The organism is Yoonia maritima, assembly GCF_002933395.1.
Lineage (GTDB): Bacteria > Pseudomonadota > Alphaproteobacteria > Rhodobacterales > Rhodobacteraceae > Yoonia > Yoonia maritima_A.
The window spans coordinates 67440-93785 of sequence record NZ_PKFN01000013.1 but is presented as its reverse complement, the minus strand read 5'-3'; the positions used below and the strand labels follow the sequence as shown (position 1 = coordinate 93785).

General features: G+C 54.2%; 23 protein-coding genes. 11 read left to right on the top strand and 12 right to left on the bottom strand.

Annotation, left to right across the window (positions count from 1 at the left end):
* The first annotated feature begins 52 nt into the window (after positions 1-52).
* From CYQ09_RS16485 to CYQ09_RS16460, 6 genes are all read left to right on the top strand, one after another.
* Positions 53-1603 (top strand): sugar ABC transporter ATP-binding protein, encoded by a 1551-nt coding sequence (locus tag CYQ09_RS16485; protein ID WP_106746490.1) that lies wholly within the window; start codon positions 53-55, stop codon positions 1601-1603.
* Positions 1603-2583 (top strand): ABC transporter permease, encoded by a 981-nt coding sequence (locus CYQ09_RS16480; protein ID WP_106746489.1) that lies wholly within the window; start codon positions 1603-1605, stop codon positions 2581-2583. The genes CYQ09_RS16485 and CYQ09_RS16480 overlap by 1 nt, the downstream gene beginning before the upstream one ends.
* Positions 2580-3584 carry an ABC transporter permease gene (locus CYQ09_RS16475; RefSeq protein ID WP_106746488.1) on the top strand — a complete coding sequence of 335 codons (1005 nt, stop codon included), beginning with the start codon at positions 2580-2582 and terminating at the stop codon, positions 3582-3584. Before CYQ09_RS16480 ends, CYQ09_RS16475 begins: the two co-directional genes overlap by 4 nt.
* A complete protein-coding gene (gene rhaM, locus CYQ09_RS16470; RefSeq protein WP_204353977.1) occupies positions 3584-3898 on the top strand; it encodes an L-rhamnose mutarotase in 315 nt (104 codons plus the stop codon). The genes CYQ09_RS16475 and rhaM overlap by 1 nt, the downstream gene beginning before the upstream one ends.
* Positions 3895-5265 (top strand): FGGY-family carbohydrate kinase, encoded by a 1371-nt coding sequence (locus tag CYQ09_RS16465; RefSeq protein ID WP_106746487.1) that lies wholly within the window; start codon positions 3895-3897, stop codon positions 5263-5265. The genes rhaM and CYQ09_RS16465 overlap by 4 nt, the downstream gene beginning before the upstream one ends.
* Before the next feature lie 61 nt (positions 5266-5326).
* Positions 5327-7771, top strand: a complete 2445-nt coding sequence (locus CYQ09_RS16460; RefSeq protein WP_239495984.1) for a beta-glucosidase — start codon at positions 5327-5329, stop codon at positions 7769-7771.
* A gap of 1 nt (position 7772) precedes the next feature.
* On the opposite strand, the gene hglS is transcribed toward CYQ09_RS16460, so the two are convergent.
* The 5 genes from hglS to CYQ09_RS16435 form a co-directional block, all read right to left on the bottom strand.
* Positions 7773-9161 carry a 2-oxoadipate dioxygenase/decarboxylase HglS gene (gene hglS / locus CYQ09_RS16455; protein ID WP_106746486.1) on the bottom strand — a complete coding sequence of 463 codons (1389 nt, stop codon included), beginning with the start codon at positions 9159-9161 and terminating at the stop codon, positions 7773-7775.
* A 111-nt stretch (positions 9162-9272) separates the two neighbouring features.
* Complete coding sequence (locus CYQ09_RS16450) at positions 9273-10577, bottom strand: TRAP transporter large permease (protein WP_106746485.1); 1305 nt, start codon at positions 10575-10577, stop codon at positions 9273-9275.
* Complete coding sequence (locus CYQ09_RS16445; protein WP_239495983.1) at positions 10570-11079, bottom strand: TRAP transporter small permease; 510 nt, start codon at positions 11077-11079, stop codon at positions 10570-10572. Before CYQ09_RS16445 ends, CYQ09_RS16450 begins: the two co-directional genes overlap by 8 nt.
* 3 nt (positions 11080-11082) lie before the next feature.
* The gene (locus CYQ09_RS16440) at positions 11083-12054 is read right to left on the bottom strand and encodes a TRAP transporter substrate-binding protein (protein WP_106746483.1); all 972 of its coding nucleotides are present in this window, start codon (positions 12052-12054) and stop codon (positions 11083-11085) included.
* Positions 12055-12172: 118 nt separating this feature from the next.
* On the bottom strand, positions 12173-13357 hold the full coding sequence (locus CYQ09_RS16435; protein ID WP_106746482.1) for a LysR family transcriptional regulator: 1185 nt from the start codon (positions 13355-13357) through the stop codon (positions 12173-12175).
* Positions 13358-13611: 254 nt separating this feature from the next.
* Here CYQ09_RS16435 and CYQ09_RS16430 point away from each other — a divergent pair, with 254 nt between their 5' ends.
* From CYQ09_RS16430 to CYQ09_RS16415, 4 genes are read left to right on the top strand one after another with little or no spacing between them, the layout of a single operon-like run.
* On the top strand, positions 13612-14346 hold the full coding sequence (locus CYQ09_RS16430) for a PIG-L deacetylase family protein (RefSeq protein ID WP_106746481.1): 735 nt from the start codon (positions 13612-13614) through the stop codon (positions 14344-14346).
* 11 nt (positions 14347-14357) lie between these two features.
* Positions 14358-15317 carry a VOC family protein gene (locus CYQ09_RS16425; RefSeq protein WP_106746480.1) on the top strand — a complete coding sequence of 320 codons (960 nt, stop codon included), beginning with the start codon at positions 14358-14360 and terminating at the stop codon, positions 15315-15317.
* A 9-nt stretch (positions 15318-15326) separates the two neighbouring features.
* Positions 15327-15998 carry a 4-carboxy-4-hydroxy-2-oxoadipate aldolase/oxaloacetate decarboxylase gene (locus CYQ09_RS16420; RefSeq protein WP_106746479.1) on the top strand — a complete coding sequence of 224 codons (672 nt, stop codon included), beginning with the start codon at positions 15327-15329 and terminating at the stop codon, positions 15996-15998.
* Positions 15991-17043, top strand: coding sequence for a 4-oxalomesaconate tautomerase (locus CYQ09_RS16415; RefSeq protein WP_106746478.1), 1053 nt, complete (start codon positions 15991-15993; stop codon positions 17041-17043). Before CYQ09_RS16420 ends, CYQ09_RS16415 begins: the two co-directional genes overlap by 8 nt.
* Here the strand turns inward: CYQ09_RS16415 and CYQ09_RS16410 are convergent.
* Positions 17040-18569, bottom strand: a complete 1530-nt coding sequence (locus tag CYQ09_RS16410) for an esterase family protein (protein WP_162617708.1) — start codon at positions 18567-18569, stop codon at positions 17040-17042. The genes CYQ09_RS16415 and CYQ09_RS16410 overlap by 4 nt on opposite strands.
* Positions 18570-18632: 63 nt before the next feature.
* Positions 18633-20747 (bottom strand): TonB-dependent siderophore receptor, encoded by a 2115-nt coding sequence (locus CYQ09_RS16405; RefSeq protein ID WP_162617707.1) that lies wholly within the window; start codon positions 20745-20747, stop codon positions 18633-18635.
* A gap of 181 nt (positions 20748-20928) precedes the next feature.
* On the opposite strand from CYQ09_RS16405, the gene CYQ09_RS16400 reads away from it, so the two are divergent.
* Positions 20929-21777: an AraC family transcriptional regulator gene (locus CYQ09_RS16400; RefSeq protein ID WP_162617706.1), complete on the top strand. Its 849-nt coding sequence runs from the start codon at positions 20929-20931 to the stop codon at positions 21775-21777.
* A 1-nt stretch (position 21778) separates the two neighbouring features.
* On the opposite strand, the gene CYQ09_RS16395 is transcribed toward CYQ09_RS16400, so the two are convergent.
* The 5 genes from CYQ09_RS16395 to CYQ09_RS16375 are packed head-to-tail and all read right to left on the bottom strand — an operon-like array spanning position 21779 to position 26172.
* Complete coding sequence (locus CYQ09_RS16395; protein ID WP_106746474.1) at positions 21779-22546, bottom strand: siderophore-interacting protein; 768 nt, start codon at positions 22544-22546, stop codon at positions 21779-21781.
* 8 nt (positions 22547-22554) lie between these two features.
* The gene (locus CYQ09_RS16390) at positions 22555-23331 is read right to left on the bottom strand and encodes an ABC transporter ATP-binding protein (protein ID WP_106746473.1); all 777 of its coding nucleotides are present in this window, start codon (positions 23329-23331) and stop codon (positions 22555-22557) included.
* Positions 23328-24299, bottom strand: a complete 972-nt coding sequence (locus tag CYQ09_RS16385; RefSeq protein WP_106746472.1) for an iron chelate uptake ABC transporter family permease subunit — start codon at positions 24297-24299, stop codon at positions 23328-23330. The genes CYQ09_RS16390 and CYQ09_RS16385 overlap by 4 nt, the downstream gene beginning before the upstream one ends.
* A complete protein-coding gene (locus CYQ09_RS16380) occupies positions 24286-25257 on the bottom strand; it encodes an ABC transporter permease (RefSeq protein ID WP_162617705.1) in 972 nt (323 codons plus the stop codon). The genes CYQ09_RS16385 and CYQ09_RS16380 overlap by 14 nt, the downstream gene beginning before the upstream one ends.
* A 9-nt stretch (positions 25258-25266) precedes the next feature.
* Complete coding sequence (locus CYQ09_RS16375; RefSeq protein WP_106746567.1) at positions 25267-26172, bottom strand: siderophore ABC transporter substrate-binding protein; 906 nt, start codon at positions 26170-26172, stop codon at positions 25267-25269.
* Positions 26173-26346: the final 174 nt, after the last annotated feature.

Here is a 26346-nt window from a genome sequence, read left to right as displayed (position 1 = left end):
ACTTGCAGGTCCGGCTTGACTGGGCCTGCATCCATATTCTCAAGTGAACATCATGACTTTGGACAACACCAAGCAGCCAACAGCGGCGCGCGGGGACACGGCTGATCTTGCCCCGGTTCTTGCGCTGCGTGGCATCACCAAGACTTTTCCCGGCGTCCGCGCGCTGGGTGGCGTTGATCTGGCGCTTTATCCCGGCCAAGTCACCGCTCTCGTTGGTGAAAACGGCGCCGGGAAATCGACACTCGTAAAGGTGCTAACCGGTATTTACCGCCCAGACGCTGGTGACATTGTCATTGATGATACGCCCACCCAATTTCAAACCGCCACCGACGCGTCAGACGCGGGTGTGACAGCGATCCACCAAGAAACCGTGCTTTTTGATGATCTGACGGTCGCTGAAAACATCTTTCTGGGTCACGCGCCACGTACCCGCTGGGGGCTAATTGATTGGGGCACCATGCGCACCCAAGCGACCGAAATCCTGACACGGATTGGTGCAAATCTGGACCCAGATGCCACCCTGCGGGAATTGGGCATCGCGAACAAACACCTTGTCGCTATCGCCCGTGCTTTGTCCGTGCAGGCCCGCGTCGTGGTGATGGACGAACCAACCGCTGCCTTGTCTAGGGCAGAGATCGAAGAACTGTACGATCTGGTTGATCGCCTGAAATCCGAAGGCAAAGCGATCCTGTTCATCAGCCACAAATTTGATGAAATCTTCCGCATCGCCGACCGTTATACTGTGTTCCGCGATGGCGAAATGGTCGGTGCGGGCATGATCGCCGACATCACCGAAAACAAGCTGGTCGAAATGATGGTCGGCCGCCCCGTTGGGCAAGTCTTTCCGACGCGCAGCACAAATATCGGTGACGAAATCCTGCGGGTAGCGGGATATTCCCACCCAACCGAATTCGCCGACATCAATTTCGGCCTACGCCGAGGCGAGATTTTAGGGTTTTACGGGCTTGTCGGTGCTGGTCGTTCCGAATTCATGCAGGCGCTGTTTGGCGTCACAAAGCCATCAAAGGGCGCGATTAAGATCGACGGTAAAATCGCCATCATCCGAAGCCCAAACGAGGCAATAGAACAAGGCATCGTTTACGTCCCCGAGGACCGCGGCAAGCAAGGCGCAATCACTGATCTGCCGATCTTTCAAAACGTGACGCTTCCGTCGTTGGGGCGGATTTCTGGCAATGGTTTTCTAAAAATGGCCGAAGAATTCAGCCTTGCGCGCAAATACACTGAACGGCTTGATCTTCGTGCGGCTGCGCTTGACCAGAACGTCGGCAATCTATCTGGCGGGAACCAGCAAAAGGTGGTCATCGCCAAATGGCTCGCCACATTGCCTAAGGTGATTATCCTAGACGAACCCACCAAAGGGATCGACGTAGGTTCCAAAGCAGCCGTGCATGAATTCATGGCCGAACTTGCGAACGAAGGGCTGTCGGTGATCATGGTCAGCTCTGAGATCCCGGAAATCTTAGGCATGTCCGACCGCGTGATTGTGATGCGCGAAGGCCGGATCGTGGATGAATACGACCGCGAAGGTCTAACCCCAGAAAAGCTAGTGCGCGCCGCCGCAGGTTACGAGGAGAGCGCCTAATGCTGAAACGTCTAAAATCACGGGAAACGATCCTGCTAGGTGCAATCATCGCGCTGATCGCCTTGGTTGAAACGCGGTTTTCTGGGTTTGCTGCGCCGGGCAATCTGGCAAGCATCTTTAACGACACGTCAATCCTGATGATCCTTGCCTTGGGGCAAATGACGGTCATCTTGACCAAATGCATTGATCTATCGGTAGCGTCCAACCTTGCCCTAACAGGGATGGTCGTTGCGACAATCAACGCCGCGATGCCGGGAATGCCCGTTGCGGTCTTGATCCTGATCGCTATCGCTCTCGGCATGCTTATGGGGGCATTCAACGGCGTGTTGGTCTGGCTTTTAGACCTGCCTTCAATCGTGGTCACCTTGGGTACGATGACGATCTATCGCGGTGTCATTTTCCTGATCTCGGACGGTGCGTGGATCAACGCTCATGAAATGAGCGATGGCTTTAAGGCGCTGCCGCGTCATGTGATCCTTGGCCTACCCGTGCTGGGGTGGATCGCGATTTTGGTTATCGCGTTGTTCGTTCCGTTGATCATGCGCACCCCGATGGGCCGCGCGTTCTATGCCGTTGGTGGAAACCCACATGCGGCGGTTTATACTGGCATTAACGTTGGTCGGACGCGGTTCAACAGCTTTGTCTTATCCGGTGGGCTTGCCGGGCTTTGCGGGTATCTTTGGGTGTCGCGCTATGCCGTGGCCTATACGGACGTCGCTGGCGGGTTTGAGTTGGACGTTGTTGCCGCCTGCGTCATTGGAGGCATTTCCATCGCCGGTGGGATCGGTTCCGTTGGTGGTGCAGTTTTGGGCGCGCTGTTCCTTGGCGTGATCAAGAACGCACTTCCAGTCGCTGGCATTTCGCCATTCTGGCAGCTTGCCATTTCAGGTGCGGCGATCATCATCGCCGTCGCATTTAACGCCCAGTCTGAACGGACCAAGGGCCGTGTTATCCTTAAATCTGCCGAGACCACATCATGAGCATTTCTGACACAGCCCTGCGTACCATCCCGAACCGACTGCACAGTCGCGGTTATCGGCTAATCCGATCTTGGGAAGTCCTATTGCTGGGCGTCGCGATCCTTATCTTTTTCGCCAACACTCAGGCCAGCCCATATTTTCTGGACCCCTGGAACCTAAGCGACGCGAGCTTTAACTTTACCGAAAAAGCCATGATCGCTTTTGCAATGGCGCTGCTGATCATCACGGGCGAAATCGACCTTAGCGTTGCCGGGATTATTGCACTGTCATCCACTGCGATGGGCTATGCGCTGCAGCTAGGGGCAGGCACGCCAACGCTGGTTCTGATTGGTCTAAGCGTGGGAGTGTTATGCGGCGCGTTCAACGGGGTGCTAATTACCAAGATGGGCTTGCCATCTATCGTCGTCACCATCGGAACCATGAGCCTGTTTCGCGGCATCGCGTATATTGTCTTGGGTGACCAAGCATTCAACGGCTACCCCAGCGACTTTAGCGTCTTCGGGCGGGGCTATGCCTTTGGCGTTATCACATGGGAGATCGTGATTTTCGTCGTACTTGCAATCGGCTTTGGGGTCTTGCTGCATCTGACCAACTTTGGCCGAAAGCTCTATGTCATCGGGAATAATCCCACGGCCGCGTTGTTTTCCGGGGTGAAGGTTCAAAGAACCAAGATGATCTTGTTCTTGCTCACGGGGCTAATGTCAGGGCTTGCTGCTGTTTGCCTCACGTCCCGGCTGGGGTCGACGCGCCCATCCATCGCATTGGGCTGGGAACTAGAGGTCGTCACGATGGTCGTTCTGGGTGGCATTTCGATCTTGGGCGGGTCAGGCACAATTGTCGGCGTCGTGATCGCGGCCCTTGTCATGGGCATGGTCACATTTGGTCTAGGACTGTTGAACGTTCCGGGCATCGTCATGTCGATCTTTATCGGCGGGCTGCTCATCGGGGTTATCGCGCTACCACGTTTGATCGGGCTGATCGCCGCACAAAGGAAACGCTGATGGAACGCTACGCCTTTCGAATGACCTTACTTCCCGGCAAGTCCGCAGAATACAAACAACGGCATGATGACATCTGGCCAGAGCTATCCGCGCTGCTGACTGAAGCGGGGATCAGCGATTATTCGATCTGGTTAGACGAGGACACAAACGCCTTGTTCGGAATTCTAATGCGGACAGACGATCATGGTATGGACAGCCTGCCAAACCACCCTGTGATGCAAAAATGGTGGGCGCATATGGCGGATATCATGGAAACCCACCCATCAAACGAACCCATCGCGGTGCCACTAATGCCAATGTTTTACATGCCATGACCCACCATCAATTCATTGCTGTCATTGATGTCGGCAAAACAAACGCAAAGCTGGCAATAGTGGACGCCGAAAACCTAAAAGAAGTCGCCGTTCGAACCCGTCCCAATACCGTCTTATCAGGCCCGCCTTGGCCGCATTTCGACCTTGAAGGGCATTGGGCATTCTTTCTGGATGCCCTTACTGAATTTGGCCAGACACACACGATTACCGGTATTTCTATCACCACACATGGGGCCGCTGTCGTTCTGTTGGACAAAGACGGTGCACTTGCTGCGCCGATGTTGGACTATGAACATACCGGGCCTGATGACAGGGCAGCTGAATACGACGCAATCCGTCCTAAATTTTCGCAAACAGGATCGCCGCGCCTTCCTATGGGGCTTAACGTTGGGGCGCAGTTGGATTGGCAATTTACGGTGGACCCAACGCTCCGCGACCGCACCGCGCATATCCTGACCTATCCTCAATACTGGGCATGGCGGCTTACGGATGTCATGGCAACCGAAGTCACATCGTTAGGCTGTCACACCGATCTGTGGAACCCATATGAAGGTGATTTTTCGTCCCTTGTCGATACGCTTGGGATTTCTAAAAAACTGCCTACTGCACAAAAATCAGGGTCTATTGCTGGGAAATTGGCAGATAATATCGCGACGCAGACTGGGCTTTCATCGGATATCCCCGTCGCCTTTGGCATTCACGATAGCAATGCTTCACTTTATCCGCATGTGATCGGACAGGACGGGGCGTTCAGCGTTGTTTCAACTGGAACATGGGTGATTGCCATGGCCGTGGGTGGCGCTCAGGTCACGCTAGACCCTGCGCGCGACACGCTGATCAACGTAAACGCATTAGGGGCAGCAGTTCCATCAGCGCGGTTCATGGGCGGACGTTCATTCGAAGATATCCGAGGCACCTCAACCGCCGAACCCAATGCCCAAGACCGCATGCGCTTAATCGCTGACGGCGTGATGCTTCTGCCATCGGTCGTCCAAGGGTCAGGCCCCTATCCAGACCGAATGCACAGCTGGACAGTAGAACCAGAAACCGACGGCGCACGGATGCTTGGCCTATCCTATTATCTGGCCCTCATGACGGACACCTGCCTGAACCTAATTGGCGCGACCGGATCAACCATCATCGAAGGCCCTTTTGCGCGGAACGCTGATTACCTAGACATGCTGGCAGCGATCCGGCCGGACGGCGTATGCGCGTCGGCGGCATCAACGGGAACGAGCGCGGGCAGCGCGTTGCTGTTGTTAGATGATGCGCCCTACCAATCGCCCTCGAAGGTTACATGCCCGCAGGATGCCGCGGATCTACGTGCCTACGCCAGCCGTTGGCGAAATGAAGTCAAGCCTTTGTAGCAATTGTCTTTCCGTCAATTCTTCCGTTATCAATTTCAAAACGCTTGGAGGAGCCCGCACTATGACCGTGAATATCGAAACACTCGTGGATCAAATGACGCTGGAAGAGCAGGTTTCGCTGCTTTCGGGCGAAGACCTCTGGTCGATCCCGGCGATAGAACGGCTTGGCCTTGGCAAACTTCGCGTGACTGATGGCCCAAATGGCGCACGCGGTGGCGGTGATTGGTTCGGCGGCGTCACAGCGGCAGCGTTTCCGGTTGGGATCGCACTTGGCGCGACATGGAACCCCGAACTGGCGTATGAAGTCGGTGCAGCGTTGGCCCAAGAAACCAAATCAAAATGCGCACAGGTGTTGCTTGCCCCAACAATCAACATCCATCGGTCCGTCACCAATGGTCGCAACTTTGAATGCTTTGCCGAAGATCCTGAACTCACGGCATCGCTGACCGTGTCATATATTCATGGGCTTCAGGACAATGGGATTGCGGCAACGCCGAAACACTTTGCGGGGAATGAATCCGAAATTCAGCGTACGACGATGAATTCAGAGGTCGACGAACGCACCCTGCGCGAAGTCTATCTTCGCCCGTTCGAGGCGGCGGTAAAAGATGGCAACGCTTGGGCGATGATGTCATCATACAACCGATTGAATGCTGACTATACGTCCGAAAATACTTGGCTGCTGACCGACGTTCTACGTGGCGACTGGGGTTATGACGGCATTGTCATGTCTGATTGGTTTGGGTCCCACACAACCGCTGAAACCGTCAACGCAGGGCTTGATCTGGAAATGCCCGGACCACCCCGTGACCGAGGTGACAAGCTGGTTGCAGCAGTAAATGAGGGCGATGTTACGCCCGAAATAATCCGCACCCGCGCGCTGAATATGTTGCGCCTGATGGAACGTACCGGGGCGCTTACCGATAAAACACCTTACGCAGAAAAGTCAGAAGACCTACCAGAAACCCGCGCACTTATCCGGCGTGCAGGGGCCGAGGGTACGGTGTTGTTAAAGAACGAAAGCATACTGCCCCTGACGGCAAAGCCCGGCAAGATTGCGGTCATCGGGCCTAACGCGGCCGAAGCGCAGATCATGGGTGGCGGATCGTCGTTCATCAACGCGCATTATCGTGTTTCGCCGCTCGAGGCGCTGACCGAACGATTTGGCGCCGACAACATCATCCACGCACCGGGATGTCATAACCACCGGTGGGAACCACTATTCATTGGCGATGTTAAAGTTGATTTCTTTGACAATGGCGATCTGTCCGGTGACCCGGTCGCGACACAAATGCTGGGTCAGACACAAACCTTCTGGATGCCGCCCATTGGTGAAGGCAAGGTTGACCCCACAGGTTTCTCGGCCCGGATTAGCTGGACTTACACGCCCGATGCATCAGGTCCGCACCGGTTCGGGCTGCACGCGACTGGACGTAGTAAGCTGTTTGTCGATGGCAAGCTTGTTGTAAACGCTGCCGATGGTTGGTCGCGCGGTCGTACCTTCTTTGAGGAAGGCTGCGACGAGATCGTAGCAGAGGCTGACCTGATTGCAGGACAATCCTATGCGGTCACCGTCGAATTCGTTGCGCGCAAAGGCGAGATGCTTGATCTGTCGGCCTTCCGCGCTGGTGTTGGGCGACCGCTGCCAGACGACGCAATCGCACTAGCGGCCAATGCCGCCAAAGAGGCTGACACAGCGATTGTATTCGTCGGGCGATCTGGGGAATGGGACACCGAAGGGTCCGACCTTGAACACATTGCTCTGCCCGGCGCACAGGATGAATTAGTCGCCGCAGTTTTGGCCGCCAATCCGAACGCAATCATTGTGCTGCAAACGGGTGGTCCGATTGAAATGCCTTGGGTGGATCAGGCCAAGGCCGTTTTGCAAGCATGGTACCCCGGTCAAGAAACAGGCAATGCGATCACTGACGTTCTGTTCGGCGACGTTGAACCGGGCGGTCGCCTACCGCAAACTTTCCCTGTGCGCTGGCAAGACAACCCAACATGGTCACAAGACCCCGAGGTTTACCCCGGCATAAACGGCAAAGTGCGATACGAGGAAGGCGTGTTCATCGGCTATCGACACTATGACAAACATGGGATCACACCGCTGTTCCCGTTTGGCCACGGGTTGGGCTATACCGAATTCGCCCTGTCCGATTGCACTGTCAAAGCTGTGGATGACGGCGCGCGCGTGACTGTCACACTGACCAACACAGGCGACCGACGCGGCGCTACTGTCGTGCAAGTTTACGTTGGCGATAAGGCGTCAAACATTGTGCGGCCCGTCAAAGAGCTAAAGACCTTTGCGAAGGTTTCATTGGCGCCGGGCGAAAGCCAACAGGTTGATCTTGATCTGAATGGCCGCGATTTTGCGTATTTCGATGTCGATGCCGCGCTTTGGCGAGTTGAGGCAGGCGGATTTAATATCGCGGTCGGTTTTTCAGCCACGGACATCGCCTGCACCGCGCAAATTACGATGCAGGCAACCACCTACGAAAAGTAACCTAAGCCGATTGGCCTGCCTTGCGAATTTGATCTAGGCAGGCCGACAGCGACGCATCCTCGATCTGTTGATAAAGCGCGAATTCATCGGCCACGGTTGTGCCCAGTGCCTTTTCAAATTCGACTTTGCTGGATGCGTTGTGACTATCTTGCCCTGCATCATCGCCAAGGTTTGATTGGAATATGCCTGCGGCGCTGACTGGCAGGAAATCTTCATAGATGATCGGGCTAAGGCTAAGCACACCTGCATCTAACAGCGCGACTGTTTCTAGGTCGCGAATAACCTCTGGCATATGGTCGATCGAGAATTTGAAATGGGCCAAGCCTTGATCATACATACCACGCCAATCGTCAGGGAACACTTTGAACGCATCTGACAACGCGGTCATATATGCGTCAGCGTTCGATCCATCGCCTGCAGGCAGTATTTCGGCGCGAACTGCTGCAAGCGTCAGATCATAAAGATCGCGACCATTAGGTGTCAGGGCGACGCCGCGCTGCTCGATCTCTCCGAAACGGGCGGTGTGGCTACCAACTGTCTCTGTGCCATCGGTAGACGGAAAATTCACGGGTTCCTCTAGCGCCTTGAACGATGTCTGTCGCAGCAAGATCGGGCAATTACGGCGCGGCGGGCCTTCGACGACGGCTTTGGCAGGCAGGCCGCGTTCGACCATGCCGACCTGCGCGGCATCAATATCCAACGTGCGCGGGGTAAGGTGATTGATATGCGGACCCTTAAACGAAACCACATCTGCAATCAGGCGGTGGGCGGCGTTCAGTTGATTGAACGTGTCGATATCGACGCAGGCGTCGGCGTGCCAACGAAAGGTTTCCAACACCTCGGCCACGAATTTTGTCGCGTCTTCGGGTGACAGACCGCCTTGGGCCTCTGCTTTTTCGGTCAGGGCGACGGCATCAGCGGTGAAAATTTGCCGCTTTGCCAAAATGGCCGCGGCTTGCGCGCGCAGCGTTTCATCCGCGATCAATTCTAGGCGCAACAGCGAAGTAAATACGCGGAACGGATTCGCAGCCAGTGCAGCGCGGGTCGTTGGCCGAAAGGCGGTCGAATGCACAGGCACCGCAGCCGCCGACAGGTCGTAATAGCCTACAGGGAACATCCCCATCACCGCGAAAACGCGTGCCATCACTGCCAGCTCATCCGCTGTACCCAGCCGGATCGCACCGTGCCGTTCTTCGGAAATGCGTGTGGTGTCTTCGTCAGGTGTGAGGTTCAACCCTGCCGCCGATGGCCCGTTCAGGGTCGCGGCATTTGTGTCCTGAACAATCTCTAGCAGGTCGCCATAGGCTGGGACCTCTGTCCGGTACATCGCTGACATCGCCGCTGAAAAATCAGAGCGGATCGTGTCAGGTTGTGCAAAATTCGGGGTCATCACGGTTCATCCTTGCATTCAACGACCGGGCCAAACGAATGGCCACGGTCATTTGTAAACCATGCTTTGACGACGCTGAATAGTCTTATGACGTGAGACCGACTAACCCGGCTACCCAAACATAGAGTTCGGGATCGCAAGCGCGATTTGCGGGAACAGGATGATCAAGACCAACGTCACAATCATAGCGATCAAAAACGGTATAACGCCCTTAAAGATCGTGTGCAGTGGAATGTCTTCGGCGACGCTACGCACGACGAAAACGTTCAACCCGACAGGTGGAGTAATCATTCCCATTTCGATCACGATCACCGCGATCACGCCGAACCAAATTGGATCAAAACCAAGGCCAAGAATAATCGGATAGTAGATCGGAATGGTTACAACCAGCATCGCCAGCCCATCCAAGAACATGCCCAACACAACATAGCTAAGCAAGATCAGCACAAGCGTCCCATACGGCCCAAGCCCAAAGGAGGTCAGCATATTGCTAAGCGCTAGCGGGATGTCGGTGATCGCCAAGAACGGGTTCAAAACGTTCGCCCCAACCACGATCATATATAGCATTGCTGATGTTTTGACGGTGTCGCCAATCGCACTGACAAACCCGGTGCGTGATAGGCTCCCGGTCAGCAACGCAATCAAGATCACCAGCCCTGCACCAACTCCAGACGCTTCGACCGGGGTGAAAACACCCAAATAAATACCACCGATTGAAATCATGATGACCCCAATCAAAGGTGCAGCGCGGCCAAACAAACGAAGACGCTCCGCGAGTGGCTTGGCTTCGCCGCGCGGGCCAGCATTCGGGTTGCGCAACGTGACGATCCAAATCGCCATGATGAACAGGCTGCTCATGAGCAAACCGGGCAGGATACCTGCCATAAACAAGCGTCCAATCGATTCCTCAGTCAGGATCGCGTAGATAACAAAGCCTGTCGAAGGGGGGATCAGAAAACCCAACGTACCACCCGCAGCAATGGCGCCCGTCGATAGGCCCGGACCGTAGCCAAGGCGCTTCATCTCGGGCAGTGCAACACGGCCGATTGTTACCGCAGTCGCGACCGACGATCCGGACACAGCCGAAAACGCCGCACACCCGATAACAGATGCAGACGCCAAACCGCCCCGAAATCGCCCGACCCAAGCATGGGCGGCATCATAAAGGGCGCGGCTAAATCCCGACTCTGACGCGATGTTGCCAAGCAGGACAAACATCGGAACGACAATCAGATTGTAACTGCTGATCGACGAATAGGTTTCGGTGAACATAATCGCCGTCGCACGGCGTAATCCGTCAAGATACCAAACCCCGAAAAAGCCAGTCATAAGCATGGCGAAGGCGACAGGTGTCCGCAGGATCATCAACCCAAACAATGCGCCGATCCCAAATATCCCAATAGCTAGGTCAGTCATCTATCGTCTTCCATCCGAAAATCAGCGCAATCATTTGCGCTGCAAACACAATCGCGCACAGCGCCATACCCGCACAGATCGTCCCGTAAACAGGCCAAAGCGGCAGTTGGAGCATATTGGTCAAATCATCAAATTCGACAGCCTCGGCCGCTTTTTTCCACGCCTGGCCGCCCAAAACATACAGGGCAATGATCGACAGCGTTCGCGACATCAGGTCACCAAACAAGCGCCCCCAACGTCCAAGCGGTTTATCAAACAGGTCCACCCGGACATGCGAACCCGTGTAGGTCGCATAAGGAAGCGCCATCATGACCAGCGCAACAGCGACCAATTGGACGATTTCGTTCACCCCAAGCAGCGGCGCGCCAAAAACGTACCGCAAGATCACGCCAGTGCTGACGATAATCACCATGGTAATAAGGCAGATGCCAGCCCCGATGGCCAGCAATCCGGGAACCCGGGCGGACCACGCCGCCCAAGTTGATTTACTGAAACGCGACACGGTTTATTCCGCTGTCAGCGCGTCGACGACCGCTTGTGCAGCTTCGCCCGTGTCGGCCACAACCTGATCCACAATCGGTGCAGACAATACGTTGAACGCTGCCGCTTCGTCATCGCTTAGGCGAACGACTTCGCCGCCCATTTCTTCGAATGCGACAATCCCGCCTTCGGCGACGGTTAGCTGGGTGGTGTTCGCCAGCACGGATGCCTCTTTGCCAGCCTCAACCACGGCGGCTTGGGCATCGTCAGACAGACCACGGAATGCATCACGGTTCATCACGATGAAGAACGGCGAATTCGTCGCCTCGAACCCAAGGGTCAGATAATTGGCGACTTCGCCCAACCGGAAAGCACGGGTCGCGGTTGTGTCGATCATCGCACCGTCAATCACGCCGGTTTGCATCGCATTGTAAATCTCGGTCACGGGCATGGATACTGGGTTACCACCCCATGCTTCGACCTGAAGGCCCGCGTTTCGTGACGGCACCCGAATGTTCATCCCTGCAACGTCCGCAGGGCTGTGAACAGCAACATCACGCGTATACAGGACGTTTGGTGCGCTGGACCAAAGCGAAACCAGCTGCACGCGGCGGTATTCGTCTTTGAATAGATCAATGTTTTCCCACAAATCCGCCGTACCCGTTTCGGTGTTGATCACACCGGGCAATTCAGCGGTTAGCGTCAATGGGAAATTCGACGCGGTGTAACCGGGAAGACCGATCGCAAAATCGGCAACACCGTCTACAGCACGGTTATATTGTTCGACCGGTCCCGGCCCAAGTTCACCTCCAGAATAAAGGCGCACGGTCACGTCACCGCCAGTCTTTTCACCAACCAAGTCAGCGAACGGCTGGAACGCGCCTGCAACATACGGATGCCCCGGCGGCATAAAGTTGGCAAAGCTTAGCTCTTCGGCGACTGCGTTTGTCGCCCACAAAGCGACAACGGCAGTGGCAATAGATGTAGTTAGGCGCATGTTTCTTCCTCCCGAAAATTCACGATGTACGAGGTTCAGCTCGTACGCATGCGCACCTTATGTCAGCGCATCCAGTACCAACGCGAATTCAAAGCCAGAGGAACAGCATAAGTATCCACTATAGCTGACCCGAAGCCGCAGCAGCACGGCGTACCAACCCCAATAGCAACGCTTGGGCTTTGGTCGGGACCCAACCGGTCCGATAAGTCAGGCCAATCGGGCGACCTTTCCAATTGGTGTCAACATCCAGCGCGACCAGCAAACCACGTAAAGTTTCAGCTTCTGCCTGCTTTTCAGAAATACAGCCCAACATATCGCTACGTTGCAAAATTTCCCGCATCAAAAGAATGGAACCGCACTCAAGAATGCTGGTCGGTGCATCAATCTGCGCCGTTGCAAACAGGTCATCAAATTGGGTTCGACTTGGCGTACCCTGACGTGACACTGCCCACTGCTGTTTTGCAAGAACATCCAGCCCAATATCTACATTACCTACCAATGGGTGCGCAGGCCGCGCCAAAATCGCCATCCTATCTAAAAATAGCTGCTCTTGCTCGACATCACGAATTGGCAATGGATCACGCAAAGCGCCGATCATAAAATCTATTTCGCCAGAACGAACCCCGCCCAACAGATCATCATAAGTCCCATCCAATACGGTCACGGGTTGCGTCGACCGCTGCGCACGAAACTGGGCTAACGCCTGCGGCAGCACGACAGACCGCGACAAAGGCAGTGACCCCACAACAATTGTTCCAACTTCGCGTCCGTCAAATTCGCCTAGATCTGCTTCGGTTTGATCAAACTCAGAAAACGCCAACTGCGCAGCTTTTGCCAGATCACGGCACGGACGTGTGGCGACCAGACCGAATGTCGTGCGCTCGAATAATGGGCGGGCGGCCTCTTGCTCGATCTGCATGATGGCCCGGTGCACCGTGGGCTGTGCCAACCCCAAATGACGTGCAGCTAAGGTGAAGTTTTGCGCGCCAACAACCGCAATGAGCGCCTGCAATTGCGCAACGGTAGCTGTCACGGTCAAACGCGGTGATACCTCTGCTAATGCTGCATCCATGCGCTGCATAGCCCGGCGTAGGCGATCTTCGAACAATGCGCCGCGCTCGGTCAAAAAGAACCCGTGACGTGTACGTTCAAAAAGTTCGCCACCCGCTTCTCGCTCTAGCTTAGCCAACGATTGGGTCACGGCGGGTTGCGACACGTTACACCGGGCCGCTGCTATAGTCGGTGAACGCGAAGTGGCAACGGCAAGAAACACCCGAAAGTGACGAAGATTTCGCGAAATCATAGCGTGCGCTCCAAACCGTAATCTGGCGCAGAATGCGTTACAGGACCTAATTCAAGTATCGTGCTACTTTTCACTAAATTATCCCTCTGCGATACCGAAACATTATGCGTATCCCCCCAAACAAGCCTGCCATCCGAGGGCCACCATGACCATACGCTATAGCAAATTCTTATCCTAATAGACGGCCTTCAAAATTGTTTTGCCGGGGACTGCCATGTGACAGTCGGACAACCACGATTTTTCGGAGCAATTCCATGACCGCCCAAAAGAAAACCGCGCTTATTATTTCTGCCCATGCTGCTGATTTTGTTTGGCGCTGTGGCGGCGCAATCGCGCTGCACGCAGAGCTTGGCTACGAAGTCACCGTAGCCTGCCTGTCATTTGGTGAAAGAGGAGAGAGCGCGCGTCTGTGGAAAGAAGGCAAATCGCTACAAGAAGTCAAAGACAACCGTCGCGGCGAAGCAGAAGCCGCCGCTGACGCGCTTGGTGTGCACCACTTTGAATGCTTTGACTTGGGGGATTATCCGCTTGAGCTTGATAAGGATGACAAGTTCAAACTGGTCGATCTTATCCGCAAGGTGCAGCCGTCATTCATGATGAGCCACAGCCAATACGACCCCTACAACACCGACCACATGTATATGACGCAGGTCGCGCTTGAGTGCCGGATGATCGCGCAAGCGTGGGGACATAACCCCGGTGAAAAGGTTCTTGGTGCGCCACAGCTATACCTGTTTGAGCCACATCAAACCGAACAAATGGGTTGGAAGCCCGATACGTTCCTCGACATCACGTCAGTCTGGGACAAGAAACGCAAAGCGATGGAATGTAATCAGGGTCAGGTACACCTGTGGGACTATTACACCCGGGTCGCCCAACAGCGCGCGAACCACTTTAAGCGAAACTCTGGCGGCCAATCCGGCGGACGCGATTGCCAATACGCCGAAGGGTTCCAATCAATTTTCCCACGTACCGTAGACGAGCTGTGAGGTCGACACGCATGACAGACACAACAAACCCATCATTCGATATGGCGCACTTGGGTCACGTCGAAATGCTGACCGACAAATTCGAAGAAAGCCTTGATTTCTTTACTCGCGTTTATGGTCTCAAGCTCTCTGGGCAGGACGAGACATCGGCGTACCTCCGGGCGTGGGACGATTACGAATTCGCAACGCTCAAGCTGACGAAGGCGGACACCACAGGGGTTGGTCACATCGGTTACCGGGCCACTTCGCCAGAAGCATTGGAACGCCGCGTTAAGGTGATTGAGAAAAGCGGATATAAGGTTCACGGCTGGAACGATGGCGACTTAAGCCACGGACGGGCGTTCCGTTTCGAAGATCCCTTTGGTCATGTATTCGAAATTTACTACGATACTGTTTGGTTCAAAGCCCAAGGCGATGACGTTGCCGCACTGAAAAATACGGCCTCTGCATTCGAAGGTGCCGCGCCGCGCCGGATCGACCACCTGAACCTACTTTCCAGTGATGTGACCGAATTCAAACGGTTCATGGAAACCTGCCTTGGTTCACGTGTCACGGAATACATTGAACTGGACAACGGACGCATTGGCGGCTGCTGGTTCACGGTGAATAACAAGACCTACGATCTGGCCTGCACCGAAGAACAAGGCGGCGGCGACGCCCGACTTCATCACGTGACCTACGCCACAGACCAACGCGAAGACATCCTGCGAGCCGCTGATATCTTTTTGCAAAACGGTGTCCATATTGAAACGGGCCCGCATAAACACGCCATTCAAGGGACGTTCTTTCTATACGTCTGGGAACCTGCGGGGAACCGCGTGGAATTGGCGAATGCGGGCGCACGTCTGATCCTTGCTCCCGATTGGAAGCCAATCAAATGGACACAAGCCGACCGCATGAAAGGTCAGGCTTGGGGGCTAAAGACCATCGAAAGCTTCCACACCCACGGCACGCCGCCGGTTAAGAAATAAGGAAACCCCATGTCTGTAGTTGTTCAAAACGTGAAACGCGCTGACCCTGAAACCATCAAGAAACTGGGTGAAGCAGGCGTCGCAACCGTTCACGAGGCACAGGGTCGCAAAGGCTGCCTAGCCTCTTACATGAGCCCGATTTATCGCGGTGCACAGATCGCTGGATCTGCCGTCACAATCAGCGCAGCGCCCGGAGATAACTGGATGCTTCATGTCGCGATCGAGCAGCTGCAGGCAGGCGATATTCTTGTGCTGTCACCGACATCGCCCTGCGACAACGGGTATTTCGGTGACTTACTCGCCACATCGGCCATCGCGCACGGTTGTCGTGGGCTGATCATTGATGCGGGCGTGCGTGACATTCGCGACCTGACCCAAATGAATTTCCCGGTCTGGTCCAAAGCGATCAGCGCGCAGGGCACCGTCAAAGAAACGCTTGGTTCTGTGAACGTGCCAATCGTTTGCGCAGGGCAAGCGATTGACGCAGGTGATGTCATCGTCGCGGATGATGATGGCGTTGTCGTCGTAAAACAGGCCGAAGCCGCGGCAGTCTTGGTCAATGCGCAAAAACGGCTTGATGCGGAAGAGGCCAAACGCGTGCGCCTAGCAGCGGGTGAGCTGGGATTAGATATCTACGACATGCGGCCACGGCTGGCAGAGAAGGGTCTGAAGTATGTCTGAAGGCATCCCATGTCTTTGGATGCGCGGCGGGACGTCTAAGGGCGCATATTTTCTTGCGTGCGATTTGCCCACCGACACGGCCGACCGTGACGCATTGTTGTTGCGGATCATGGGATCACCTGATCCGCAACAAATCGACGGGATCGGTGGGGCAGATCCTCTAACGTCCAAGGTGGCGATCATATCGCCAGCGTCACGCCCTGACGCTGATCTCGATTATCTGTTTCTACAAGTATTCGTTGATCGGGCCATTGTTACAGACGCCCAAGCCTGCGGAAATATCCTTGCCGGGGTTGGCCCTGCCGCAATTGAACGGGGCTTGGTTCCTGTCAATTCGAATGAAACATCTGTCCGTATTCATATGCTAAACACCGGCGAAATCGCGACTGCGAACGTGCAAACGCCAGACGGTATCGTGACCTACGCAGGTGACGCGCATATTGATGGCGTTCTCGGCACCCATGCGCCAATTCCACTGATGTTTGATAATATCGCAGGGTCTATGTGTGGGGCGCTGTTGCCCTCTGGCAATGCTGTCGATGTTATAGATGGGGTCGAATGTACGCTAATCGATAACGGCATGCCTTGCGTGATTATGCGTGCCACCGATTTTGGGCTAACGGGCTATGAACCCCGCGAAATGCTTGATGCTGATACCGGGCTGAAAGCGCGGTTAGAGGCAATTCGCCTACAGTGCGGGCCACTGATGAACCTTGGTGATGTCGCGCAAAAATCAGTTCCGAAAATGACCTTAGTCGCGCCGCCAAAGAGCGGAACGATCACGACCCGTAGCTTTATTCCGCATCGCTGCCACGCAACGATTGGGGTCTTTGCGGCGGTTAGCGTGGCGACGGCCTGCACATTGCCCGGATCGCCTGCCGCGAGCGTCGCGGTTTTGCCAACCGACAACACATTCGCAATCGAACATCCGACTGGTGCTGCCGAAGTGTTGATTGAACGCGATACACAAGGTCAGGTTCAGCGCGCGGGCACATTAAGGACCGCGCGCAAACTGTTCGATGGGAAAGTTTTCCCCGCGTCCTAGTCACCAAAAAGATGCAGCAACCCTTCGGCTAACGCGCCGCGCCAAACAAGGTAATCGTGACCGCCCACGAATTCGCGGTAGGTCACGTCGTTGATCCCCTGTAACGTCAGCACATCGCGTAGGTGCCGGGTCGTTTCAAAGATCGACACGCTGCCCGGCAAACGGCTGATTTCATAAATCCCCGCAGACATCCAAATGCGAACATCCTTAGGCGCATCATCCATCCAAAGCGACGAAACATAGGGGGTTCCTTGGCCTTCGTATCCTTGTGGCGCCCACCAAAAGCTGCCCGATAGAACGACCGCATTGCCAAAGGTCCTGGAATGGCGATGCACAAGGCACGCCGACGCTAGACCGCCATACGAAGACCCAGACACAACCCGTTGCGCAGCCGTTGGTGCAATTTCCAAAGTGCTCTCAATTTGCGGCAACCAATCATTGGCCAACACATCGAGAAATTCAGGATTACACGTCAAATCCACACCGCGTTGATCAGCGTCTACCGGATCAATGAACGCGACAACGACTTGTGGCAGTCGTCCATCTGCGATCAAACGATCTAAAATTTTGGGGATAGGAGCGCGTTCTGTCTGATAGGCTGGACCGTCAAACATCACCAAAAGCACTGTGCTAGGGTCGCTTGGGTCAAAATCTGCTGGGCGGTAGTAATCAACTCTCCGATCTGAGAAAGCGACCGCGCGTAGCAGCCCGGGTTCAATGGTTCCCTCCGCAATATCACCTTGGCCAACCATCCCCGGCTGAACGGGCGCGTTCGGGGCTTCAAAGAATGAACGCTGCGCCCATTGGTCTGGCGCATCCGAATAGACGGGCGTCTTGTTCAGCGGATCCGCTTGCAAGGTGGCTAGCAAGGCCACACGGTTTTCACGCATGCTACCGTCGAACTGCGGAACATCTGGCGAAAAACCGTAGGAAAGGCGACCGCTGTCGGGCATTTTGAAAGAAATGTACCACACATCAGTGTCACCGAGGCGATCCATCCACATGTGGTCAGCCGCCGGACCACCCCAAAGCCGCACGTTTTTTTCAGCACCTCGCCATAGGAATGTCGTGATGATTTGACCGTCTTGTGTAGACGGTTCAACCATCGGAGTACCCTGAACAGCACGTTCCGCCCAAAACGCGTCCGTATCACCGCCTTCAGCAAGTGCTGCAATTGCTGGGCTTAGATAAGCAGTCGTTTTGCCAATTTGTTCATCTGGGGTGACAATGCGTTCGATCTCAAGCGTCACTTCTACCCCCACATCACCATCATTCAACGCCCGAAATTGCTGCCCTTGTTCGCCGATCACAACGTGAAACTGCCCAGCGCCTGTGTTGTCGTCTAGCAGCCGCCGAACATGCATGCCTGTCTTGTCGGTCAAAGAAAGGTCGAAGGGATGCCCCAAGGAATGCAAGCGTCCCCGAACATAGGTACCCGGCGTTGCATCCACTTCAAACGACGCTGTTTCCCCCGGCGCGACCCACGTTGTTTGTTGAGAAAGGTCACTACCGAGGTCTTCACACATGCCGATACTCGCACTCAAAAAGAGTACCGGTAGAGCAGCCCGAACGTATTTCAGGGTCATAATTTACCACTCGTATCCGACGGTCGCGACAACAGCACGGCCTTCGCCTTGCCAGCAATACCCATTGGTGCAGGACGCGGTATAGCGCGTATCCGCAACGTTAGTGACTGCTACGCGCGCGCCGATACCATCTAGGCCACTGTTAAGAGCACCTAAATCAGCGGTCATACCGATGTCGTAAAGCGTTGTTGATGGCACCTCGACGGTGTTTGTTGCATTGCCCCAACTTTTGCCAATGAAGCGCCCACCGACAGATACGCCAACGGCTTCGGTCACATCATAGTCCAGCCATACGGCGGCAGATTCCAAAGGCACGCGCTGTTGTTGGTTACCGGTATTTCCGCCTTCTTTGTAAACAGGATCAAGATGCGCGAATGATGCAACGACAGCCAGACGGTCATTCACCTGACCTTGCGCTTCAAGTTCGACACCACGGCTTTGAACTTTGCCGACTTGTGACCAGCCAACACCGGACACCCACTCCATCACACCTTCTTGGGTGATATCAAAGACTGAACCGGACACTTGCAACGCGCCATCAAGCGTCGCCCATTTCGCACCAATTTCCCACTGCTCAGCCGTTTCAGGATCAAAAGGTGTTCCCGTACCGCTGCTGCGGGTAACCGGAGTGAATGAACTAGAATAGCTGACGTATGACATCAAACCATTTGCAAACTTGTAGGATAGCGCAGCGCGCCCTGTTGTAGCTTCATCTGTGAAGTTGGATGAATACGATCCATCCGTCGCACCAGTGTCTGTTTCAGCCCAATCGTGGCGCAAACCAACAACCGCGCTAAAATTACCAACCTTCATTTGGTCCTGCACATAAGCGCCGACTTGGGTAACAGTTGTGGTTTCGTCATATACTGGGTTCACTGTAATCGTGCTTAGATCTGTGGTTGATCCGTCTGCAAAGTAATATGTACCGATACCGAATGCGCGCGCATAGTCGGTTCGTGTTTCGATCCATTGGGTATCAACACCACCGACGACCTCGTGTGAAATCGTTCCTGTCGCGAACGATGTGGACAAATATGAATCGGTTGTCAGCTGCTCACTGTGATCCACAGAATGGAAGGCGAACAAATCAACACCCAAGCCATCAGCAGTGACTGCGTCGCCCGAAACACCTTTGTGATCCAGATCAATCGTGTTGTAGCGCGCCTTTTGGTTAAGCGTCAGACCATTGCCAAAATCGTGTTCAACCCCATAACCGAGCGAAGTCGTCGTGCGGTCCGCTTCGTCATAGTCAGGTGCGTAAGACGCAAAACCATCTGGGTATAGATAGCCCGCAGACGTTTCCTCTAGGGTACCGCCTTGCGTTTGGTGGTTACGATAACCTGCTTCGGGGTCAGCTTGGTAAATGCCATAAACAGTGACTTCGGTCTGGTCAGACAGGTTTGCCGTTACAGATGGCGCAACAAGCACACGGCTTTGACCCAGCCCGCTTTCGATTGTTTTATCCCAAATGGAACTTAATAAACGATAGCGCACAGAACCGCTGTCGTTCAGATCACCCTGTAGGTCGGCACTAAAGCGACGGTAATCCTCACTACCCACCGCGATTTCAGCGCGGTTTGTTTGGCTCTCGGTCGGTGTTTTTAGCACCTGGTTAATCTGACCACCGGGCGAGACCTGACCATAAGTCAGTGAGTTCGGGCCTTTGACGACTTCAACACTTTCAAGCAGGTATGTATCAAGCTGACCATTAGATGATCCCCCAAACGACATGCCGTCTAACGATTTTCCCGAATAAGATGTGAAGCCACGGATCATGACTTCGTCATGAAAATTCGACGTGCCGCGGTATTCGCCCTGTACGTTCGAAACATAACGTACAGCCTCCGCCACGGAATTAGCGCCCTGTGCTTCGATCTGTTCAGCGGTCACGACATTTACAGTGATCGGCGTTTCAGACAGCGGCGTATCAGTCTTTGTACCCGCAGACGATTCAGTTGCGACATAGCCAATTGCAGTACCATCTTCTGTTTCTAGAACGACAGTGCCGATGTTGATCGCATCTTGTGCATACGCTGGACCGACCAGTGCTGTGCTTGCCATAAGCCCAGCCAAGATTAGATGGCGCGCGTTTGAATGTCTGTTTGTTCGCAATGTCATTATCGTGTCCCAATACATACTTATCCGGACGCAAGGCCACGTCCGATTTACTTGAGTTTTTCTATCAGGTTTACTAAAGTGACCACGCCAGCGCGTCCACGTGCCAGCCCCCTGCGCGGGCGACTCTTACCTTTGATCGCGCGACACAATGGTTATTCACGCACTTCAAAGGCGACACAGTATGGCGGTTCAACTATTTCCCGGCGATTTACGCATCGGCGTTCTAGACGAGGTCGTGACACCCGGACGACGCCCGCCTGTTGATACAGTCGATCCAAAGTTTCAAATAATGGTGCTGTTAAAAGGCTATCAGCGATTTTCAATCGACGATCACCAGATCGAACTTGACGCGAGAGAGCATCCTGTCGCGATGATGATGCATCTGCGGCGCACCGCAAAGCTACACTACGACATTTCCTATGGCGCGCCCTACAGGAAGATCGCACTGGCAACGCCAAGCGAATGGCTACACCAACTCACCGCAAGCGGAGATACTGTTGCAGCTAGCCTATGCAAGGGCAGCACTACATTTACCTATCACATTTGGTCCATTGATACCGAACTGACCCGGCTCGCGACGCAAATTTTACTACCCCCTCCCCAAGACAACGCAACGCAAAAGGAACTGTTTCGGATTTCTCGTGCGCTGGAATTGATCCGTCGGGCCTTGACCGACTGCATCAATGAACCTGCCCAGTCCCCCAGCGACGCACATCCGATTGCAGAACGCATACGTCTGTATTTGTTACGCAACCTTAATCAGGATTTGACACTGGATCGGATTGAAAAAGATTTGGGCATGAACAGGCGTTCGCTTCAACGGCATTTTAAGACGGGTACCGGCATCACGTTAAGCAACTTTATGAGACGTGAACGGCTGATACAGGCACGCCGCGCCCTATCAGAAGAAGGATTCACAGTTGCACAAGCAGCACATATTGCGGGCTATTCAACACCCGAGAATTTCTCGACTGCGTTCCGACAGGCGTTTGGTCATCCACCACAAACAATGCGCAACTGCGCAATTTAAGTCATGTTACCGTGGGCTTTGCCTGACGCCAATACCCAGACAGATAGCTATGGTCAGTACCAATGCCCAATGTATCACGGAAATGCGCGCGCGCCTTTTGTACCTGCGATTTTTCAGCGCCGCACCAAACGAACGGCGGGTTGTCAGCAGACAGGTTTGAATGATTATCAATCAGCGCTTGTACTGAACCAACATCGCGCCCGCGGATCAGCCATCGCAGATCAACCCCGGCAGGCTTTTTAAGGTCCTGAACATCCTCTGCCGCTCCAACTTCGATATAGGCGGCGCCTGTCACATCTGCCGCCGATGCCGCCAAAATCCGTCGGATCGCAGGTAATGCAGTTTCGTCACCCGCCATAATGATCTTATCTGCGACAGGCATCGTGCCACCACCGGGACCATTGATGCCGATTGTGTCGCCCAATCGCGCGTTACGCATCCATTCGGTGATCCTTCCACCTTCGTGGATATAAACATCAAAGGTGAACTGCTGTGCAACGACATCGACCGAAACAAAAGTATAGACCGGATTGTGAAGCTGATCATCCCCAGTTGGGAACCGCGCGCGACCTGTTTCGTCGATATAAGGCCAAACAGGTGTGCGACCCTTTGGCGGCAGAAGTAAACGAAAATGCATCCCGCCTTCGGTATAGCGCTGCAAATCAGGCGCGCGCATCGTGACACGAAAGAAGCTCGGGAATGGCCGATCAATCGACACTAATTCCGCAAGGCGGAACGCGTCGGAAAGTTGCGGAGCAGTGGTGTTCATACGGGATCCTATTGCGTCGAAGGCGGTGCAATCTGATGCAGGGCAAACGGGTGACCTGCGATTTGCTGCACCACAATATCAAGATCGAAAATATCCTTTAGCATCGCTGGGGTCACAATCTCGGCCGGGGTTCCGGTCGCGAGCACACGACCGTCCTTTAGCGCGACAATCCTATCCGCATAGGCCGCAGCGAAATTGATGTCGTGAATCACAACGACAAAGCTTTTGCCTTGTGTACGGGCAGCCGTCTGTAGCCGTATCATCATCTGGCGTGCATGGCGCATATCAAGATTGTTCAGGGGTTCATCCAACAGTACGTAATCTGTGTCTTGCGCCAAAACCATCGCGACCAACGCGCGCTGCCGCTGGCCACCAGACAGCTCATCCAGGAACCGTGTTCGCAGCGGCGTCAACGCCATTGCCTCTAAGGCGTCGTTGACAAGTTTCACATCATTCGGCCCCGGTCGCCCTTTGTGGTGCGGATACCGGCCAAACCCAACGAGATCCTGTACCGTTAAGCGCGCAGTCAACACATTGTCTTGGCGTAAGATCGACAACCGCTTGGCGAGCTCTTGCGTCGGTGTTTCTGCAACATTTGCATCATCAAAAGAAATGCTACCGCTTTGAATACGCGTCAGGCGTGCCATCAATGAAAGCAGCGTAGACTTGCCCGCGCCATTCGGCCCAATCAGTGCGGTAATGCCCCCCTTGGGCAAGGTTAGTGTCACATCTGATAGAATAGGCATGCCCGCAATCTGATGACTGACCCCATTAATCCGGATCATTTTGCAGCCCCCTTAAGCAGCAGAGTAAGAAAAACCAGTCCGCCAAGCATATCGATGACAACCGACAGCGTGCCTTTGAAACCTAACACATGTTCGAAAATCGCCTGCCCGCCAACGAGCGTGACAATCGCAACCAGCGTGGTTGCGATCAGCGTTACGCCAAAGCGTGCTCCGGGTAAGAACCGATAGGCTAAATGCGTTACTAGCAGCCCAAAGAATGTGATCGGGCCAACAAGCGCTGTAGAAACCGACACTAGCAAGCCAATCGTCGCAAATGAAATAAGCATCACACGTTTGTACCGTAGGCCTAGATTAATCGCGGTTTCGCGTCCTAACGACAGCACGTCAAATTGGTGACGCATGCCCCACAAAATCGGCACTGTTCCAGCACAAAGCAGGATAGAAATCCAAAGTAGATCAAGGTTCACTGCGTTGAAACGGGCGAACATCTCGCCTTGGACAACCACAAAATCATTGGGGTCAATCATCCGTGCGGCAAAGTTGGACAGGCTGCGGAACAGCGCGCCAAAGATGATCCCAACCAGCACCAATAGATGCAGGTCCCGTGATTTCGCGGTGAACAACCACAAGAACAATCCGGTAGAAAACACCATCATCGCGACAACTTCCGCCGAGAATTTAGCAACTGGGTCGATCGAAAGCGTTGCCATACCGCCGATGCTGTAAACCAATCCAGTTTGTATCATCAGGTATAGCGCATCAAAGCCCATGATTGCAGGCGTCAAAATCTGGTTGCGGGTCGTGACATGAAACAGTTGCGTCGACGCCGAAATTGCAAACGCCACAAGGATCAATGCAACAACCTTGCCCACTCGAAACTTGAGCGCAAACGCCCACGCCCCTGCCGGTACACCCAGCACAAAAAACAACGCGACCGCAATCAGGGCCGCCCCGCCAAGCAACCCAAGCCGCAAGCCAAAGCGAGGAGCAATGCTATCGGATCGCATGGCTTTGGCGCCCCAAAAGTAAGTATAAGAACACGGCCGATCCAATAACGCCAAAAATTGTGCCAATGGGAATTTCATAAGGCGCGCGGACAACGCGGCCCAAAATATCGCATAACAAAAGCAGCCCCGCACCAAGACTGGCAGCCCACGGAACAGCTGCACGCAGATTATCCCCCATCATTCGGCTCACAATATTCGGGACGATCAGTCCTAAAAATGGGATGGTTCCCACCGTCACCACAACAACCGCGCTGATAATCGATACAATCAGCAATCCGACCCACATCACACCGCGATAGTTTAGCCCAAGCGTGACAGAAACGTCTTTGCCCATACCCATGATCGAAAACCGGTCTGCAAAAACGTAGCCCAAAGCAGCCAAGATACCTGTGATCCATAAAATCTCGTACCGGCCACGCAGGACGCCGGAAAACTCACCTGTTGTCCATATGCCAAGGTACTGCAAAAGATCTGCTTGGTAAGCAAAGAACGTGCCAACGGCCCCAATGACCCCGCCAAGCATCAGGCCGACAAGCGGCACAAGCAATGGTTCGTGTACAGGCAGCCGATCAAGGATGCGCAAGAACAGCACTGTGCCTGCGATGGCGAAAACCGCGGCGACTGTCATTTTAACGATCAAAGGCGCGCTTGGCAGGAAAAACACGGCAACCAGCAAACCCAACCCAGCGCTTTCTGTCGTGCCAGCGGTTGCTGGTTCTACGAATTTATTGCGGGTCAGCATTTGAAAAATAAGACCGGATATCGCCATCGATATCCCTGTGAGAATGATGGCCAACGTCCGAGGAACACGGCTGGCCATCAGGATAAGTGTATCGTCCCCTTGCCCACGCCACACCGCGCTGATCGACATATCAGCGGCGCCGATTGTCAAACTAAGCATCGCCATGGCTACGATCGCAGCCAAGGCCAACAGCATGTGCAAAGAAAGCGATTTCATCGATTACGCTTATTGATTGGCGCTATAAGCTTCGATGAATTGGTTGACTGTATCTTGCAACGACCGCACGCCAGATGTCGCGATATAGAAGTCAGCGGGGTTCACATAGATGACCTGACCTGTTTGCATCGCAGTCGTTTGCGCAACTAGTTCGTTGTCCAGTGTTTCGTTCGCGCTTGGCCCGTCGCCGCCAGTGGCAGATGTTCGATCAAAGACGATCATCCAATCTGGATTTGCATCGTGCAAGAATTCAAAACTAATTGCCTCGCCATGTGTTTCGGCCTCAACGTTTTCAAGCACGGGCGCAACGCCAAGCGTGGCATGCACCCAACCGAAACGGGACTCTGGTCCAAAGACAGAAATCTTTGGCCCGTTGGTCATCACAATCAGACCTTTACCCGCGTTTTCGGTCAGGCCGCGCAGTTCGACCAGTGAGCTGTGTAGTTCCCCAACAAGCGCTTCGGCTTCGGCTTCTTTGCCAAATAACGCGCCAAGCTCTGTCGTTTGCGTAACGACAACCTGTTCTAGATCGTCTGAAAAGGGACTTAGATTGACTGTTTGCGCAATGTCAGACAGCGCTTCCATCTGGCTCGCGCTGCGCGGTCCAACGATGATCAGATCAGGCTGAATTGCAAAAACTTGTTCAAAGTCGGGTTCGAACAGCGATCCAATTTTGGGCTTAGTTCCGTCATCCAAGGCAGCAAGCGCTGGAACATACAGCGGCTCTGTCAGGCCAGCAACATCGACACCTAACGCCGTGAGCGTATCCAGTGCACCAACATCAAAAGTAATAACAGTTTCGGGTGTTTCAGCAAGAGACACCACGCCGTCCGGCGTTGTTAATGACGTGTCAGCAAAACCAGAGGTCGCAACCAATGCCGCAAAAGCCGCACCAAAAATAGATCGTTCAAACATAGTAATCCTTTCTGTTTGACGGTCACAGGCTCTGGCGGCAGCTAACAGCACAGTGTTTTCAATATACAATGCGATGTATTCGAAATAATAATCGATAAAAAGAGTAAACTTTAAAACGTGATCTAACGGATAAACCGACCCAACCAAGACAGGCGGGTCGGTTTGCTATTACAG

What these genes read in the sequence shown, in the direction of transcription:
- CYQ09_RS16485 (WP_106746490.1), top strand. Translation starts at nt 53, where the DNA reads ATGACTTTGGACAACACCAAGCAGCCAACAGCGGCGCGCGGGGACACG.
- CYQ09_RS16480 (WP_106746489.1), top strand. Translation starts at nt 1,603, where the DNA reads ATGCTGAAACGTCTAAAATCACGGGAAACGATCCTGCTAGGTGCAATC.
- CYQ09_RS16475 (WP_106746488.1), top strand. Translation starts at nt 2,580, where the DNA reads ATGAGCATTTCTGACACAGCCCTGCGTACCATCCCGAACCGACTGCAC.
- rhaM (WP_204353977.1), top strand. Translation starts at nt 3,584, where the DNA reads ATGGAACGCTACGCCTTTCGAATGACCTTACTTCCCGGCAAGTCCGCA.
- CYQ09_RS16465 (WP_106746487.1), top strand. Translation starts at nt 3,895, where the DNA reads ATGACCCACCATCAATTCATTGCTGTCATTGATGTCGGCAAAACAAAC.
- CYQ09_RS16460 (WP_239495984.1), top strand. Translation starts at nt 5,327, where the DNA reads ATGACCGTGAATATCGAAACACTCGTGGATCAAATGACGCTGGAAGAG.
- hglS (WP_106746486.1), bottom strand. Translation starts at nt 9,161, where the DNA reads ATGACCCCGAATTTTGCACAACCTGACACGATCCGCTCTGATTTTTCA.
- CYQ09_RS16450 (WP_106746485.1), bottom strand. Translation starts at nt 10,577, where the DNA reads ATGACTGACCTAGCTATTGGGATATTTGGGATCGGCGCATTGTTTGGG.
- CYQ09_RS16440 (WP_106746483.1), bottom strand. Translation starts at nt 12,054, where the DNA reads ATGCGCCTAACTACATCTATTGCCACTGCCGTTGTCGCTTTGTGGGCG.
- CYQ09_RS16435 (WP_106746482.1), bottom strand. Translation starts at nt 13,357, where the DNA reads ATGATTTCGCGAAATCTTCGTCACTTTCGGGTGTTTCTTGCCGTTGCC.
- CYQ09_RS16430 (WP_106746481.1), top strand. Translation starts at nt 13,612, where the DNA reads ATGACCGCCCAAAAGAAAACCGCGCTTATTATTTCTGCCCATGCTGCT.
- CYQ09_RS16425 (WP_106746480.1), top strand. Translation starts at nt 14,358, where the DNA reads ATGACAGACACAACAAACCCATCATTCGATATGGCGCACTTGGGTCAC.
- CYQ09_RS16420 (WP_106746479.1), top strand. Translation starts at nt 15,327, where the DNA reads ATGTCTGTAGTTGTTCAAAACGTGAAACGCGCTGACCCTGAAACCATC.
- CYQ09_RS16415 (WP_106746478.1), top strand. Translation starts at nt 15,991, where the DNA reads ATGTCTGAAGGCATCCCATGTCTTTGGATGCGCGGCGGGACGTCTAAG.
- CYQ09_RS16410 (WP_162617708.1), bottom strand. Translation starts at nt 18,569, where the DNA reads ATGTGTGAAGACCTCGGTAGTGACCTTTCTCAACAAACAACGTGGGTC.
- CYQ09_RS16405 (WP_162617707.1), bottom strand. Translation starts at nt 20,747, where the DNA reads ATGACATTGCGAACAAACAGACATTCAAACGCGCGCCATCTAATCTTG.
- CYQ09_RS16400 (WP_162617706.1), top strand. Translation starts at nt 20,929, where the DNA reads ATGGCGGTTCAACTATTTCCCGGCGATTTACGCATCGGCGTTCTAGAC.
- CYQ09_RS16395 (WP_106746474.1), bottom strand. Translation starts at nt 22,546, where the DNA reads ATGAACACCACTGCTCCGCAACTTTCCGACGCGTTCCGCCTTGCGGAA.
- CYQ09_RS16390 (WP_106746473.1), bottom strand. Translation starts at nt 23,331, where the DNA reads ATGATCCGGATTAATGGGGTCAGTCATCAGATTGCGGGCATGCCTATT.
- CYQ09_RS16385 (WP_106746472.1), bottom strand. Translation starts at nt 24,299, where the DNA reads ATGCGATCCGATAGCATTGCTCCTCGCTTTGGCTTGCGGCTTGGGTTG.
- CYQ09_RS16380 (WP_162617705.1), bottom strand. Translation starts at nt 25,257, where the DNA reads ATGAAATCGCTTTCTTTGCACATGCTGTTGGCCTTGGCTGCGATCGTA.
- CYQ09_RS16375 (WP_106746567.1), bottom strand. Translation starts at nt 26,172, where the DNA reads ATGTTTGAACGATCTATTTTTGGTGCGGCTTTTGCGGCATTGGTTGCG.